This window comes from Microbacterium schleiferi (assembly GCF_038150145.1).
In the GTDB taxonomy this organism is placed as follows: Bacteria; Actinomycetota; Actinomycetes; order Actinomycetales; family Microbacteriaceae; genus Microbacterium; species Microbacterium schleiferi_B.
Genome location: NZ_JBBWSA010000003.1, coordinates 274,066 through 288,497, shown reverse-complemented (window position 1 = coordinate 288,497; position 14,432 = coordinate 274,066). Strand labels below are relative to the sequence as shown.

The following is a 14,432-nucleotide window of genomic DNA, read 5'->3' as shown; positions in this document are numbered from 1 at the left end:
TTGGCTCTTCGCGCCTACGTTAGGCGGGCGACGATGTCGGTCTGCGGATCGAATGTCACGGTCACGTACTCACCGTTGACGACCAGCGTCGGCGTGCCCGCGCTGCCATTAGCGGGGTTCGTCGGAAGGTTCCGCGTCATCGCCGTTGCGAAATCCATGTAGGTGCCATCCGTGATGCACGCGCTCGAGTTCGTGGCGCCTGCGCTCTCGGCGATCGCCACGATCTCCTCGTCCGTCAATCCGGGTGATGACTCCGCCGGCTGCTGCGCGTACATGGCACGAACGAAGTCAAGGACGGCGTCAGGATCGGACTCGGCCACGCAATACGCTGCGCTTGCCGACCGCGTGGAAAACTCCGTCCCCTGCGAAACTCGATCCAGAATCGAGACGGGATGGATGTTGAGGGTGATCGAGCCGTCATCGAGCAGCTGCTGAATCGTCTCTCCCTCGGCCTGCTCGAACTGATTGCAGATGGGGCACATGAAGTCGATGTAGGTGTCGACGCTGTTCGGGCCATCGCCGACCGCGATCGCACCGGTCTCGGTGTTGATGTTCGCGGCTGCCGGGACCGGGCCCGGAGCAGAGGCCGTGTTGTTCATCCACACCACGAGCGCTCCCACGAGCACGAGCACCGCCACGACGGCGACACTGACCCAGATCGCGAAAGAGTTATTCGACTTCGCGGAAGCTGCCATGACTATGTCCTCGGAATGGTCTCTGTGCGGCGAGGCCCTGCCAGCGTGCGCCGCTCAGGCCCCTGCGATCGGTTGCGGGATGACACCGAACGGAGCAAGCTCCGCGGCGCCGCCATCGGGTGCCGTGAGCACCCAGATACCACCATCGTGCACGGCAACGCTATGTTCCCAATGTGAGCCGTCTGTGCCATCGACGGTCGACACTGTCCAATCGTCATCTTCGACGAACGTCGCCTGATCGCCGGCGACCACCATCGGCTCGATGGCGAGCACCAACCCCGGTCGCACCTCGGCGCCCGGATCCCTGGTTCGGTAGTTGAACACCGGCGGCGCCTCGTGCATCTTGCGCCCGATGCCGTGGCCGATGTAGTCGCGCAGGATGCCGTACCCGCCCTCGGGGGCGTTCGCCTCGACGTATCCTTCGATCGCCGCGCCGACCTCGCCGACGTGGGATGCCGATGCCAGTGCGGCAATGCCGGCCCACAGCGACCCACGTGTCACATCGGAAAGCTGCTGGCGGGCTGCCACGAGATCCGGCCGTTCCGGATCGGGCAGCACGACGGTGAACGCGGAATCACCGTTCCACCCCTGATATTCGGCACCGGCATCCACCGAGAGAATGTCTCCGGGCTGCAAAACGTAGTCGCCCGGGATGCCGTGCACGACCTGCTGATTCACCGAGGCGCACACCGTATGCCGATAGCCGCGCGCGAGCTGAAAGTTCGAGCGCGCGCCGCGACCGACAATGACGGCGGATGCCGCGGCATCAAGCTCGAGGGTCGTGACTCCCGGCGCGGCGAGCGCACGAACCGCATCCAGGGCGGCGGCGGTGATCAGCCCCGGCTCGACCATCGCTCGCAGCTGAGCGGGGGTCTTGTAGATCGATCGACGCAGCACGACGCCCGGTCAGCCGGTGATGCCGCGCGCCGCGAGGGCGGCGGCGATGCGGTCTGCGATCTCGTCGAGCGATCCGACGCCGTCGATCGCGTCGACGATCCCGCGCTCCCGATACACATCGAGGATGGGAGCTGTCTCGCGCTCGTAGATGGCGAGCCGGTTGGCGATGACCTCTTCGGTGTCATCGGTCCGCCCCTGCTCGATGGCGCGCTGTGTGAGTCGCGCTATCGACTCATCACGCGGAACGGAAAGCTCGATGACGGCATCCAGCGACTCGCCGCGGCTCTCGAGGAACGCGTCGAGGTCGCCGACCTGGCCGAGGTTGCGCGGATACCCGTCGAGAAGGAAGCCGTTGCTCGCGTCATCCTGCGTCAGACGGTCGCGCACGATCTCGCTGGTCAGCGAATCCGGCACGAGGTCGCCGGCTTCGATGATCGCCTTGACCTGTTGGCCGAGAGGGGTTCCCGCGCTGACGTTGGCGCGGAAGACGTCCCCGGTCGAGATCACGGGAATCGACAGCGCTTCGCCCACGCGGACCCCCTGCGTGCCCTTGCCTGAGCCCTGCGGCCCGACGATCAAGAGGCGAGCGGAGGGGAGGTCGGCGGAGCGCGTCATCGGAGGAGCCCTTCGTAGTGTCGCTGCTGCAGCTGTGCGTCGATCTGCTTCACGGTCTCAAGACCCACACCCACGATGATCAGGATTGAGGCACCGCCGAACGGGAAGTTCTGGTTCGCGCCGACCAGCGCCAGCGCGAACAGCGGAAGCAGAGCGATCAGACCCAGGTACATCGAACCGGGAAGCGTGATGCGCGTGAGCACGTAGTCGAGGTACTCGGCAGTCGGGCGCCCCGCACGGATCCCGGGAATGAACCCGCCGTACTTCTTCATGTTGTCGGCGACCTCAACCGGGTTGAAGGTGATCGCGACGTAGAAGTAGGTGAACCCGACGATGAGCAGGAAGTACACGATCATGTAGATCGGGCTGTCACCGTTGGTGAGGTTGTTGCTGATCCACACGACCCACGGGGCGGCGGTCTCCCCCGCGGCGGGCTGGTTGAACTGGGCGATGAGCGCCGGGATGTACAGCAGCGACGACGCGAAGATGACGGGCACAACACCGGCCATGTTGACCTTGATCGGGATGTACGTGTTGGTTCCCCCATAGGTGCGGCGGCCCACCATCCGCTTGGCGTACTGCACCGGGATGCGGCGCTGGGACTGTTCGACGAACACCACAAGGCCGACGACCACGATGCCGACGGCGACGACGAGCAAGAACGTCTCGAACCCACGCGACTGCCAGATCGCCCACAGCGAGGCCGGGAAGGCGGCAGCGATGGAAGTGAAGATGAGGATCGACATCCCGTTGCCGATACCGCGCTCGGTGACGAGCTCGGCGAACCACATGATGAGGCCGGTACCTGCGGTCATCGTGATGATCATGAGCAACTGCGCCCACCACGCGTCGTTGGTCAGCAGCTGCTGGCACTCCGGCACGTTCGACGTTCCGAACAGCTGACCGCTGCGGGCAACGGTGACCAGGGTCGTCGACTGCAGGAGCGCGAGCGCGATCGTCAGGTAGCGGGTGTACTGCGTGAGCTTGGCCTGCCCCGCCTGCCCCTCCTTGTAGAGCGCCTCGAAGTGCGGGATGACCACGCGCAGCAGCTGCACGATGATCGTCGCGGTGATGTAGGGCATGACGCCCAGCGCGAAGATCGACAGCTGGAGCAGAGCACCACCGGAGAACAGGTTGACGAGAGCGAGCAGACCCTCAGTGCCGGTGGAGTCCCGCAGACACTGCTGTACGTTCGGGAAGTCCACGAACGGCGTCGGTACGTGTGCACCGAAGCGATACAGGGCGATGATGGCCAGGGTGAACCCGATCTTGCGACGAAGGTCGGGAGTGCGGAACACCCGCGCGATGGCGCTGAACAAGAGGATTCCTCCAAGGGGGATGCCGACACGCTCGGGCGCGCCAACGTCCAGGCTAACCGAAAGAGGGGCCGGAGATATCTCCGGCCCCTCTTTCCAGGTACTACTCTGCCGAGGCGGCGGTCGCGACCGACCCGCCGGCTGCGACGATCTTCTGCTCGGCCGAACCCGAAACCTTGTCGACGGTCACGGTGAGCTTGACCGAGATGTCACCGTCTCCGAGGACCTTGACCTTCTCGTTCTTGCGAACTGCACCCTTGGCCACGAGGTCACTCACGGTGACCTCTCCACCCTTCGGGTAGAGCTCAGCCAGCGTCGAGAGGTTCACGACCTGGTACTCCACGCGGAACGGGTTCTTGAAGCCACGGAGCTTCGGGGTGCGCATGTGCAGCGGCATCTGCCCACCCTCGAAACCGACCTTGACCTGGTAGCGGGCCTTCGTACCCTTGGTACCGCGGCCTGCGGTCTTACCCTTCGAACCCTCACCGCGGCCCACCCGAGTCTTCGCCGTGTTGGCGCCGGGGACCGGACGAAGGTGGTGCACCTTGAGCACACCGGGACGGGTCGCGGGTGCGACATCCTTCTTCGCTGCAGCCTTGGCCGGAGCCTTCTTGGCGGGAGCCGCCTTCTCGGCCGAGGCGTCGCTGTCAGCTGCAGCCTTGGCCGGAGCCTTGCGCGCCGGCGCCTTCTTCTCGGCGGGCGCGTCGGCAGCAGCCTTGGCCGGAGCCTTGCGGGCCGGGGCCTTCTTGGGCGCCGCGGCTACTGCTTCTGCAGCCTCGACGTTTTCGTTGTCTGCCATTAGTCGATCTCCTCAACCTTCACGAGGTGAGCGACGGTCTTGACGTAGCCGCGCGTCTGCGCGTCGTCGGGACGGACGACCGAGTCGCCAATCCGCTTGAGACCGAGCGAGCGCAGCGTGTCACGCTGGTTCTGCTTCTCACTCACCTTGGACTTGACCTGGGTCACCTTCAGCCGAGCAGCCATCAGGCACCTACCTTCTGTGCGGCCGTAGCCTCAGCTTCGGCACGAACGAGACGGGCCGGCGCGACCTGGTCGAAGTCAAGACCACGGCGCGCGGCAACCGAACGCGGTTCCTCGAGCTGCTGAAGAGCCTCGACCGTCGCGTGGACGATGTTGATCGTGTTCGAGGAGCCGAGCGACTTCGAGAGCACGTCGTGGATACCGGCGCACTCGAGCACCGCACGCACCGGACCACCGGCGATAACACCGGTACCGGCAGCTGCAGGACGCAGGAGCACCACGCCGGCTGCTGCCTCACCCTGCACGGGGTGCGGGATGGTGGATCCGGAGCGCGGCACGCGGAAGAAGTTGCGCTTGGCCTCTTCGACGCCCTTCGAGATCGCCAGAGGAACCTCACGGGCCTTGCCGTAGCCGACGCCGACCACACCGTTGCCGTCACCGACGACCACGAGGGCGGTGAAGCTGAAGCGACGTCCACCCTTCACGACCTTCGACACACGGTTGATGGTGACGACACGCTCCAGGAACTGGTTGTCGCCACGGTCACGCGAGTTGCGGTCACGGTTGGGGTTGCGCTCGCGGCTACCGCGACGCGGCTCGCGCTCGCGCTCGGTGGTCGCAGCAGTACCCTCGGCCGCAGTGGCATCGGCAGCCTGCTCGGTGCCCTCGGCAGTGGTCACGTCGTTCTCCACGGGGTTGTTGTTCTCGCTCACAGGTTCAGACCTCCTTCGCGGGCGCCGTCGGCGATAGCCGCGACACGCCCCGCGTAGCGGTTGCCGCCACGGTCGAACACGACGTCGGCGACGCCGGCTGCCTTCGCACGCTCAGCGACGAGCTCGCCGACCTTGCGGGCCTTGGCGGTCTTGTCACCGTCGAACGACCGCAGGTCGGTTTCGAGGGTGGATGCCGAGGCCAGCGTGTGGCCCTTGCTGTCGTCTACGACCTGCACGAACACGTGACGGGCAGAGCGGGTGACGACCAGGCGCGGACGCTCGGTGGTGCCGACGACCTTCTTGCGAAGACGGGTGTGGCGACGCGCGCGGGCGTCGGACTTCGTCTTGACGCTCATGGTTACTTACCAGCCTTTCCGGCCTTGCGACGCACGACCTCGCCGGCGTAGCGGATGCCCTTGCCCTTGTAGGGCTCCGGCTTGCGAATCTTTCGGATGTTGGCAGCAACCTCACCGACGGCCTGCTTGTCGATGCCGCTCACGGTGACCTTGTTGTTGCCCTCGACCGTGAAGCTGATCCCGCTGGGCGGGTCGACGAGCACCGGGTGCGAGAAGCCGAGGGCGAACTCGATCGAGCTGCCCTTCTGGGCAACGCGGTAACCGGTGCCGACGACCTCGAGGCCCTTGGTGTAGCCCTGGGTCACGCCGATGATGTTGTTGTTGATCAGGGTGCGGGTCAGGCCGTGAAGCGACCGCGACTCGCGCTCGTCGTCGGGACGGGTGACGAGCACCTGGCCCTCTTCGACCTTGACCTCGATGGGGCGCGCGACGGTCAGCGACAGCTCACCCTTCGGGCCCTTGACGGCGACATCCTGGCCGTCGACCGTAATGGTCACGCCAGCGGGGATGTCGATGGGAAGACGTCCAATACGCGACATGTCAGATCACCACACGTAGGCGAGGACTTCCCCACCCACGCCCTTCTGCTCGGCCTGACGGTCGGTGAGAAGACCGGAGGAGGTGGACAGGATCGCAACACCCAGTCCGCCGAGAACCGTGGGGATCTCGGTCGACTTTGCGTACACGCGAAGGCCGGGCTTCGACACGCGCTTGATGCCCGCGATCGATCGCTCCCGGTTCGGGCCGTACTTGAGGGTCATGGTCAGGGTCTGGCCCACGCGGGCATCCTCGACCGACCAGTCCGAGATGTAACCCTCTTGCTTGAGGATCTCGGCGATGTGGGTCTTGAGCTTGGAGCTCGGCAGCGACACGGAGTCGTGGTGCGCCGAGTTCGCGTTGCGCAGCCGGGTCAGCATGTCTGCGACCGGGTCTGTCATGGTCATGGGGTTCTTCTTTCGTTCACCAGGTTTCGACGCCCGTTACGCGGACGCCGACCTGTGGTGGTGATGCCCCGGAGGTCCCGGGACATCAGAGGTGGATCAGGCCTGCTGCTCGGTGCCCCGGAACGGGAAGCCGAGGTGACGCAGGAGAGCACGACCTTCGGCATCCGTCTTCGCCGACGTCACGATCGTGATGTCGAACCCGCGGACGCGGTCGATCTTGTCCTGGTTGATCTCGTGGAAGATCGACTGCTCCTGCACACCGAAGGTGTAGTTGCCGTTGCCGTCGAACTGCTTGTCCGAGAGTCCGCGGAAGTCGCGGATGCGGGGCAGTGCAAGGCTCACGAGGCGGTCGATGAACTCCCACGCACGGTCGCCACGCAGGGTCACGTGCGCACCGATGGCCTGTCCCTCGCGCAGCTTGAACTGTGCGATCGACTTGCGGGCCTTCGTAACGACCGGCTTCTGACCGGTGATCTTGGTGAGGTCGTCGACCGCACCATCGATCACCTTGCTGTCGCGAGCTGCCTCACCGACACCGGTGTTCACGACGACCTTCACGAGGCCGGGGATCTGCATGACGTTCGCGTAGCCGAACTCGTCCTGCAGTGCCTTCTTGATCTCGCCGTTGTACTTCTGCTTCAGGCGCGGCTGGATTTTGCCAGCTGGCGCAGCAGTGGTCGTGCTCATCAGAGGTCCTTACCTGACTTCTTTGCGTACCGCACGCGAACCGTGCGCTTCACGCCGTCCTTGACCTGCTCCTCGACACGGTGACCGACACGGGTCGGCTTCTTCGTCTCGGGGTCCACGACCTGGACGTTGGAGATGTGGATGGGCGCCTCGATGGTCTCGAGACCGCCAGTCTTCGTGCCGCGCTGGGTCTGACCGACGCGGACGTGCTTGGTGACGTAGTTCACGCCCTCGACGATCACGCGGTCCTGCTCGACGAGGACCTCGAGGACCTTGCCCTGCTTGCCGCGGTCACCGCCGCGCTCAGGCGTGGGGCCTGAGATGACCTGAACCAGGTCGCCCTTTTTGATGTTCGCCATGATCAGATGACCTCCGGGGCCAGCGAGACGATCTTCATGAACTTCTTGTCACGAAGCTCACGGCCGACCGGGCCGAAGATGCGGGTGCCGCGGGGCTCCCCGTCGTTCTTCAGGATGACGGCGGCGTTCTCGTCGAACTTGATGTAGGAACCGTCGGGACGGCGGGTCTGCTTGACCGTGCGCACCACAACAGCCTTGACGACATCGCCTTTCTTGACGTTGCCGCCGGGGATCGCGTCCTTGACGGTTGCCACGATGATGTCGCCGAGACCCGCGTAGCGACGGTTGGAGCCGCCCAGCACACGAATGGTCAGCAGCTCTTTCGCGCCCGTGTTGTCCGCCACCTTGAGGCGGGATTCGTTCTGAATCATGAGATCACTTCGCCTTCTCGAGGATCTCGACCAGACGCCAGCGCTTGGTGGCGCTCAGCGGACGGGTCTCGTTGATGACGACGAGGTCGCCGATGCCGGCGGTGTTGGTCTCGTCGTGCGCCTTGACCTTCGAGGTCCGGCGGATGACCTTGCCGTAGAGGGGGTGCTTCACGCGGTCCTCGACCTCGACGACGATCGTCTTGTCCATCTTGTCCGAGACGACGTAGCCACGACGGGTCTTGCGGTAGCCGCGGGCGTTGGGGTCGCGAACGTCGTGCTCCGAGTGCTCGTGACCTGCCTCGACCGGAGCCTCGACAACCTTCTCGGCAGCAGCCTTGGCAGGAGCCTTCTTCGCGGACGCCTTCTTGGCCGGAGCCTTCTCAGTGGTGTTCTCTGTGGTGGCCATCACTCAGCCTCCTCCTTGGCGGCAGCGTCGTCATCCGACTTCGCGGCCTTCGTCTTGCGAGCCTTGGTCGCCTTCTCGACGGGAGCGGGCGTGGCACGGATGCCGAGCTCGCGCTCGCGGATGACGGTGTACAGCCGCGCGATGTCACGCTTGACCGCGCGGATGCGGCCGTGGCTGTCGAGCTGGCCGGTGGCCGACTGGAAGCGCAGGTTGAACAGCTCTTCCTTGGCCTTGCGCAGCTCCTCGACCAGGCGCTGGTCTTCGAACGTGTCCAGCTCGCTCGGGGCGAGCGTCTTGGTGCCGATCGCCATTACGCGTCGCCCTCCTCGCGCTTGATGATGCGTGCCTTCAGAGGCAGCTTGTGGATGGCACGGGTCAGGGCTTCACGAGCGAGCTGCTCGTTGACACCGGCGACCTCGAAGAGGACGCGACCCGGCTTGACGTTTGCGACCCACCACTCCGGCGAGCCCTTACCCGAACCCATGCGGGTTTCGGCGGGCTTCTTGGTCAGCGGACGGTCGGGGTAGATGTTGATCCACACCTTTCCACCACGCTTGATGTGACGGGTCATCGCGATACGAGCGGACTCGATCTGACGGTTGGTCACATAGGCGGGGGTCAGGGCCTGGATGCCGAACTCACCGAACGACACCTTGGTGCCACCGGTGGCCTGGCCATCGCGACCCGGGTGGTGCTGCTTGCGATACTTGACCTTGCGGGGGATGAGCATTATGCCGACGCTCCTTCTGCGACCGGGGCCTCAGCGGCGCGGTTGTCGCGGCGGGGGCCACGACGGTCGCCACGCTCGCGCGCGGGCTTCTGGTTCGCCTGCTCGCGGGCCAGTTCCTTGTTGGTGAGGTCGCCCTTGTAGATCCAGACCTTCACGCCGATGCGGCCGAAGGTGGTCTTGGCCTCGTAGAAGCCGTAGTCGATGTTCGCGCGCAGAGTGTGCAGGGGCACACGGCCTTCACGGTAGAACTCCGACCGGCTCATCTCCGCGCCGCCGAGGCGGCCCGAGACCTGGATCCGGACGCCCTTGGCGCCAGCACGCTGAGCGCCCTGCAGGCCCTTGCGCATGGCGCGGCGGAATGCGACACGAGCAGACAGCTGCTCTGCAATGCCCTGCGCGACAAGCTGAGCGTCGGCCTCGGGGTTCTTTACCTCGAGGATGTTCAGCTGGATCTGCTTGCCGGTGAGCTTCTCGAGGTCGGCGCGGATGCGCTCAGCCTCGGCGCCGCGACGGCCGATCACGATGCCGGGGCGCGCGGTGTGGATGTCGACGCGAACGCGGTCACGCGTGCGCTCGATCTCGATGTTGCTGACACCGGCGCGATCGAGCTGCGTCTTCAGCAGTCGACGGATCTTGATGTCCTCGGCCACGTAGTCCGCGTAGCGCTGACCCGGCTTGGTCGAGTCCGAGAACCACCGCGACACGTGGTCGGTGGTGATGCCCAGGCGGAAGCCGTACGGGTTGACTTTCTGTCCCATTACTTGCTCGCCTTCTTGGTCTTAGCAGCGGGCGCGGTCTCAGCGACCTCGGGCGTTGCGAGAACGACCGTGATGTGGCTGGTGCGCTTCTTGATCTGGAATGCACGACCCTGCGCGCGCGGCTGGAACCGCTTGAGCGTCGTTCCCTCATCGACGTACGCGTTCTTGACGAACAGCGCACCCTCGTCGAAGTAGGTGCCCTCGTTGTCGGCCTTCACGCGAGCGTTGGCAATGGCCGACGCGACCAGCTTGTAGATCGGCTCGCTTGCACCCTGCGGCGCGAACTTCAGGATCGCGAGGGCCTCTTCGGCCTGCTTGCCCTTGATGAGCGCGACGACACGACGAGCCTTCTGAGGGGTCACGCGGATGTGTCGCACGCGTGCGATGGACTCCACCATTTCTCTCTCCTCTTGCGCCCCCGCGTCAGCGGCGGCGGCCCTTCTTGTCGTCCTTCTCGTGGCCGCGGAAGGTGCGGGTGGGCGCGAATTCGCCCAGCTTGTGGCCGACCATGGTCTCGCTCACGAACACAGGGATGTGCTTGCGACCGTCGTGCACCGCGATCGTGTGCCCGAGCATGGCCGGGATGATCATCGAGCGGCGCGACCAGGTCTTGATGACGTTCTTGGTCCCGGCTTCGTTCTGGGAGACGACCTTGCGAAGCAGGTGCTCGTCGACGAAGGGGCCCTTCTTGAGACTGCGTGGCATCTTCTGTTCCTACCTACTTGCGCTTCTTGCCGGCCGTGCGGCGGCGGACGATGAGCTTGTCGCTTTCCTTGTTGGCGTGGCGCGTACGGCCCTCCGCCTGACCCCACGGGCTCACGGGGTGACGACCACCGGAGGTCTTGCCCTCACCACCACCGTGCGGGTGGTCGACCGGGTTCATCGCGACACCGCGGACGGTCGGGCGCACGCCCTTCCAGCGCTTGCGGCCAGCCTTGCCCCAGTTGATGTTCGACTGCTCTGCGTTGCCGACCTCGCCGATCGTGGCGCGGCAGCGCGCGTCGACGTTGCGGATCTCACCCGAGGGCAGACGAAGCTGCGCGTAGGGGCCGTCCTTGGCGACGAGGCGAACCGCGGCACCTGCCGAGCGAGCCATCTTCGCACCGCCACCGGGGCGCAGCTCGATGGCGTGCACAACGGTACCGGTCGGGATGTTACGCAGCGGCAGGTTGTTGCCGGGCTTGATGTCGGCCGAGGGACCCGACTCCACGATGTCGCCCTGCTGCAGCTTGTTCGGCGCGAGGATGTAACGCTTCTCACCGTCGACGTAGTGCAGCAGCGCGATGCGCGCGGTGCGGTTGGGGTCGTACTCGATGTGCGCGACCTTGGCGTTGATGCCGTCCTTGTCGTTACGACGGAAGTCGATCACACGGTACTGACGCTTGTGTCCGCCACCGATGTGACGCGTCGTGATGCGGCCCTGGTTGTTGCGGCCACCGGTCTTCGCGATCGGACGAAGGAGCGACTTCTCGGGCGTCGATCGGGTGATCTCAGCGAAGTCCGCCACCGACGAGCCGCGGCGACCGGGGGTCGTGGGCTTGTACTTGCGAATTGCCATGTCTCTAGTCCTCTATCCCGACTGTCAGCCGACTGCCGTGAAGATGTCGATGGAGCCCGACTTCAGCGTGACGATGGCGCGCTTGGTGTCCTTGCGCTTGCCCATGCCGAAGCGGGTGCGACGGGCCTTGCCGACGCGGTTGATCGTGTTGACCGAGGCCACCTTGACGCCGAAGATCTTCTCGATCGCGAGCTTGATCTCGGTCTTGGTCGCACGCGGGTCCACGAGGAACGTGTACTTGCCCTCGTCGATGAGCGAGTAGCTCTTCTCAGAGACGACCGGCTTCAGGATGATGTCGCGCGGGTCCTTGTTGACAGCGGTCATGCGGAGACCTCCTGGGTGGAGACGGTCTTCGACGCGACGAACGCGTCGTAGGCAGCCTTGGTGAAGACGATGTCGTCCGAGACGAGGACGTCGTAGGCGTTGAGCTGGTCGACGTAGAGCACGTGCACGTACGCGAGGTTGCGAACGCTCAGGATGCTCGTCTCGTCGTCACGCGTGACGACCACGAGGACGTTCTTCGCCGGGGCGAGGTTGCCGAGGACGGCAACAGCAGCCTTCGTGGACGGAGCACCCTCGATACCGAACGAGTCGACGATGTGCAGACGCTCACCACGAGCGCGGTCGCTCAGCGCACCGAGGAGCGCGGCAGCGATCATCTTCTTGGGCGTGCGCTGGCCGTAGTCGCGAGGCTTGGGCCCGTGGACGATGCCACCACCGGTCATGTGCGGCGCGCGGATCGAGCCCTGACGGGCGTTACCCGTGCCCTTCTGCTTGAAGGGCTTGCGGCCGGCACCCGAGACCTCACCGCGACGCTTGGTCGAGTGAGTGCCCTGGCGAGCCGCGGCGCGCTGCGCCACGACGACCTGGTGGATGAGCGGAATGTTCGTCTTGACGTCGAACAGGGCGGCGGGCAGCTCAACCGAGCCGGCCTTCTTGCCGTCAGCCTTGTGGACGTCGAGCGCGAGAGTCGAGTCAGCCATGATCAGGCACCCTTCACTGCGTTGCGGACGTAGACGATGCGACCACGCGCGCCGGGGACGGCGCCCTTGACGAGCAGCAGACCCTTCTCGGCGTCGACCGCGTGGATCGTGAGGTTGAGCACGGTCACGCGCTCGCCACCCATGCGGCCTGCCATGCGCATGCCCTTGAAGACACGGCTGGGCGTCGAGGACGCACCGATCGAACCGGGCTTGCGGTGGTTACGGTGCGCACCGTGCGAGGCCGAAACACCCTGGAAGTTGTGGCGCTTCATGACACCCGCGGTGCCCTTACCCTTGCTGGTGCCGACGACGTCGACCAGCTGACCGGCCTCGAACACGCCGTCGACGGTGAGCTCCTGACCGAGTGAGTAGTCAGCTGCATCCGCCGTGCGCACCTCGGTGAGGTGGCGGCGAGGGGTGACGCCCGCGGCCTCGAAGTGGGCCGAGAGGGGCTTGTTCACCTTGCGGGGGTCGATCTGGCCGTACGCGATCTGAACGGCGTTGTAGCCGTCCTTCTCGGGAGTGCGGACCTGGGTGACCACGTTGGGGGCCACCTCGATCACGGTGACGGGAACGAGCTTGCCGTTCTCGTCCCAAACCTGGGTCATGCCGAGCTTGGTGCCCAGCAGTCCCTTCGAAATCTTTGAGTTGATGTCAGCCATGTCGAACCTCAGAGCTTGATCTCGATGTTGACGTCGGCCGGCAGGTCAAGGCGCATCAGCGAGTCGACGGCCTTGGGCGTCGGGTCGATGATGTCGATCAGACGCTTGTGGGTGCGCATCTCGAAGTGCTCGCGGCTGTCCTTGTACTTGTGGGGCGACCGGATGACGCACACGACGTTCTTCTCGGTCGGAAGCGGCACGGGTCCTACGACCGTCGCGCCCGCTCGGGTCACGGTGTCGACGATCTTGCGCGCCGAGCTGTCAAGCCCCGCGTGGTCGTACGACTTCAGGCGAATGCGGATCTTCTGTCCCGCCATTGTCTGCTCACTCTCTTTCTCGCGTCTTACCTCTGGACCCCGATCGGTTCGGGGCACGGGCATTGGACGCACCGTGGCGCTTGCGCGCCGTGGCACTTCACTCCGCATAGTGCGGATGCTGCACCGCTGTTCTGATGTCAACCCGGACGCTCGCGCATCCGGTCCCGCACGACACGCACGCGTGTCACCCTGGCAAGCAGGGATGCTGTGTGGGAAACGTGTTCTGCTGCCCGCGGCCTAGACTCTGCGCTCGCGCGCGTTCTATGCACTGCCCTGGCAGTGATCCAGGCGCACGGCAGTGCGCACCGGAATGTGGAACCTCAGTAGTCTACGTGCATCCCGGGCGTGTCGCAAACTCGCGCCGGGATTAATCCGGCACCCCCGCTGCATGACGAAGGCCCCCGCCGAAGCGGGGGCCTTCGTTGAGGTCGTACTACGGTCGCGCTTACGCGTCCTGGCGCTCGCGGCGCGCCGCGAAGACCGTGACGAGCACGCCACCGAGCAGCAGCACGCCGCCGCCGATCCAGACCCCGAGCATCGAGGTCGCGTCGAAGCCGGTCGTGGCGATGGTGGCGTTGATCGTGAGGGTGATCTCTTCGCTCCCGAGCACGCCCTTGAGCTGGTACTGCCCGGTCGCGTTCGTGGGCAGCGTGACCTTGACGGTCTCGCCCGCTGCCTTCGCCACGGAGGTCGAGGTCGGTGCTGCCTTGACCATAGCGAGGCTGCCCGGTCCAACGCCTTCACCCGTGAGGGTGTACGTGACGGTGCCGGTGCCGATGAAGTCGAACAGGAACGTCGCCGATCCGCCGGCAGGAATCGACGTCGTCGTTCCGCTCGGCGGAACAGGCGTGTAGGCCATCGCTGCCGTTGGTGCGGCAACGAGCGCCACGATAGCGATGACTACCGCCGCGATCTTGGTACGTAGGCTCTTCATAGTGTCTCCCCGACGTAGAAAAAAGTCTGATTTTGTGTATGCCGACATGCGGCGTGTGGGGCGTTTTGCGCGGAGGCCATCGCTGCCTGGAACAGCCCTCGTCCTCCCCGAGTTGTTCCCAGGCTACCCACAGTTTCGCGAATACCACAA

The 14,432-nt window shown here is 65.3% G+C and carries 25 protein-coding genes; all 25 read right to left on the bottom strand.

The features are described from left to right. Positions 1-14: 14 nt before the first annotated feature. Positions 15-695, bottom strand: coding sequence for a DsbA family protein (locus AADH62_RS04890; protein WP_331790731.1), 681 nt, complete (start codon positions 693-695; stop codon positions 15-17). 54 nt (positions 696-749) lie between these two features. Continuing rightward, positions 750-1,592, bottom strand: coding sequence for a type I methionyl aminopeptidase (gene map / locus AADH62_RS04885; protein WP_331790732.1), 843 nt, complete (start codon positions 1,590-1,592; stop codon positions 750-752). A gap of 9 nt (positions 1,593-1,601) precedes the next feature. Further along, entirely contained in the window at positions 1,602-2,207 is a 606-nt protein-coding gene (locus tag AADH62_RS04880) for an adenylate kinase (RefSeq protein ID WP_331790733.1), read from the bottom strand. Continuing rightward, complete coding sequence (gene secY, locus AADH62_RS04875) at positions 2,204-3,526, bottom strand: preprotein translocase subunit SecY (protein ID WP_228177312.1); 1,323 nt, start codon at positions 3,524-3,526, stop codon at positions 2,204-2,206. Before secY ends, AADH62_RS04880 begins: the two co-directional genes overlap by 4 nt. Positions 3,527-3,626: 100 nt before the next feature. After that, positions 3,627-4,322, bottom strand: a complete 696-nt coding sequence (gene rplO, locus AADH62_RS04870; protein ID WP_228177313.1) for a 50S ribosomal protein L15 — start codon at positions 4,320-4,322, stop codon at positions 3,627-3,629. Beyond that, positions 4,322-4,507 carry a 50S ribosomal protein L30 gene (gene rpmD / locus AADH62_RS04865; RefSeq protein ID WP_023954062.1) on the bottom strand — a complete coding sequence of 62 codons (186 nt, stop codon included), beginning with the start codon at positions 4,505-4,507 and terminating at the stop codon, positions 4,322-4,324. The genes rplO and rpmD overlap by 1 nt, the downstream gene beginning before the upstream one ends. After that, the gene (gene rpsE / locus AADH62_RS04860) at positions 4,507-5,196 is read right to left on the bottom strand and encodes a 30S ribosomal protein S5 (protein WP_374197998.1); all 690 of its coding nucleotides are present in this window, start codon (positions 5,194-5,196) and stop codon (positions 4,507-4,509) included. The genes rpmD and rpsE overlap by 1 nt, the downstream gene beginning before the upstream one ends. A gap of 17 nt (positions 5,197-5,213) precedes the next feature. Continuing rightward, entirely contained in the window at positions 5,214-5,573 is a 360-nt protein-coding gene (gene rplR, locus AADH62_RS04855; RefSeq protein WP_228177314.1) for a 50S ribosomal protein L18, read from the bottom strand. Positions 5,574-5,575: 2 nt separating this feature from the next. Continuing rightward, complete coding sequence (rplF, locus tag AADH62_RS04850) at positions 5,576-6,112, bottom strand: 50S ribosomal protein L6 (protein WP_331790734.1); 537 nt, start codon at positions 6,110-6,112, stop codon at positions 5,576-5,578. A gap of 6 nt (positions 6,113-6,118) precedes the next feature. Further along, complete coding sequence (gene rpsH, locus AADH62_RS04845; RefSeq protein ID WP_179430951.1) at positions 6,119-6,517, bottom strand: 30S ribosomal protein S8; 399 nt, start codon at positions 6,515-6,517, stop codon at positions 6,119-6,121. Between the two features lie 96 nt (positions 6,518-6,613). Beyond that, a complete protein-coding gene (gene rplE / locus AADH62_RS04840; RefSeq protein WP_228177316.1) occupies positions 6,614-7,204 on the bottom strand; it encodes a 50S ribosomal protein L5 in 591 nt (196 codons plus the stop codon). Continuing rightward, entirely contained in the window at positions 7,204-7,563 is a 360-nt protein-coding gene (gene rplX, locus AADH62_RS04835) for a 50S ribosomal protein L24 (RefSeq protein WP_228177317.1), read from the bottom strand. The genes rplE and rplX overlap by 1 nt, the downstream gene beginning before the upstream one ends. A 2-nt stretch (positions 7,564-7,565) precedes the next feature. Continuing rightward, positions 7,566-7,934, bottom strand: a complete 369-nt coding sequence (rplN, locus tag AADH62_RS04830) for a 50S ribosomal protein L14 (protein ID WP_292709660.1) — start codon at positions 7,932-7,934, stop codon at positions 7,566-7,568. A gap of 4 nt (positions 7,935-7,938) precedes the next feature. Continuing rightward, positions 7,939-8,340, bottom strand: coding sequence for a 30S ribosomal protein S17 (rpsQ, locus tag AADH62_RS04825; RefSeq protein ID WP_341578538.1), 402 nt, complete (start codon positions 8,338-8,340; stop codon positions 7,939-7,941). After that, the gene (gene rpmC / locus AADH62_RS04820) at positions 8,340-8,651 is read right to left on the bottom strand and encodes a 50S ribosomal protein L29 (RefSeq protein ID WP_228177320.1); all 312 of its coding nucleotides are present in this window, start codon (positions 8,649-8,651) and stop codon (positions 8,340-8,342) included. Before rpmC ends, rpsQ begins: the two co-directional genes overlap by 1 nt. Continuing rightward, on the bottom strand, positions 8,651-9,070 hold the full coding sequence (gene rplP, locus AADH62_RS04815; RefSeq protein WP_195692939.1) for a 50S ribosomal protein L16: 420 nt from the start codon (positions 9,068-9,070) through the stop codon (positions 8,651-8,653). The genes rpmC and rplP overlap by 1 nt, the downstream gene beginning before the upstream one ends. After that, complete coding sequence (gene rpsC / locus AADH62_RS04810; RefSeq protein WP_195692938.1) at positions 9,070-9,828, bottom strand: 30S ribosomal protein S3; 759 nt, start codon at positions 9,826-9,828, stop codon at positions 9,070-9,072. Before rpsC ends, rplP begins: the two co-directional genes overlap by 1 nt. Further along, positions 9,828-10,226 carry a 50S ribosomal protein L22 gene (gene rplV, locus AADH62_RS04805; RefSeq protein WP_292709654.1) on the bottom strand — a complete coding sequence of 133 codons (399 nt, stop codon included), beginning with the start codon at positions 10,224-10,226 and terminating at the stop codon, positions 9,828-9,830. Before rplV ends, rpsC begins: the two co-directional genes overlap by 1 nt. Before the next feature lie 25 nt (positions 10,227-10,251). After that, positions 10,252-10,533, bottom strand: coding sequence for a 30S ribosomal protein S19 (rpsS, locus tag AADH62_RS04800; protein WP_018187348.1), 282 nt, complete (start codon positions 10,531-10,533; stop codon positions 10,252-10,254). A 13-nt stretch (positions 10,534-10,546) separates the two neighbouring features. Further along, complete coding sequence (gene rplB, locus AADH62_RS04795) at positions 10,547-11,386, bottom strand: 50S ribosomal protein L2 (RefSeq protein ID WP_292709649.1); 840 nt, start codon at positions 11,384-11,386, stop codon at positions 10,547-10,549. Positions 11,387-11,410: 24 nt separating this feature from the next. Next, on the bottom strand, positions 11,411-11,710 hold the full coding sequence (gene rplW, locus AADH62_RS04790) for a 50S ribosomal protein L23 (protein WP_195692935.1): 300 nt from the start codon (positions 11,708-11,710) through the stop codon (positions 11,411-11,413). Further along, positions 11,707-12,369 carry a 50S ribosomal protein L4 gene (gene rplD, locus AADH62_RS04785; protein ID WP_300591418.1) on the bottom strand — a complete coding sequence of 221 codons (663 nt, stop codon included), beginning with the start codon at positions 12,367-12,369 and terminating at the stop codon, positions 11,707-11,709. Before rplD ends, rplW begins: the two co-directional genes overlap by 4 nt. A 2-nt stretch (positions 12,370-12,371) precedes the next feature. Next, positions 12,372-13,031, bottom strand: a complete 660-nt coding sequence (gene rplC, locus AADH62_RS04780) for a 50S ribosomal protein L3 (protein WP_341578537.1) — start codon at positions 13,029-13,031, stop codon at positions 12,372-12,374. Positions 13,032-13,039: 8 nt separating this feature from the next. Further along, complete coding sequence (gene rpsJ / locus AADH62_RS04775) at positions 13,040-13,348, bottom strand: 30S ribosomal protein S10 (RefSeq protein ID WP_013584016.1); 309 nt, start codon at positions 13,346-13,348, stop codon at positions 13,040-13,042. Between the two features lie 445 nt (positions 13,349-13,793). After that, complete coding sequence (locus AADH62_RS04770; protein WP_341578529.1) at positions 13,794-14,282, bottom strand: hypothetical protein; 489 nt, start codon at positions 14,280-14,282, stop codon at positions 13,794-13,796. Between the last annotated feature and the right edge of the window lie 150 nt (positions 14,283-14,432).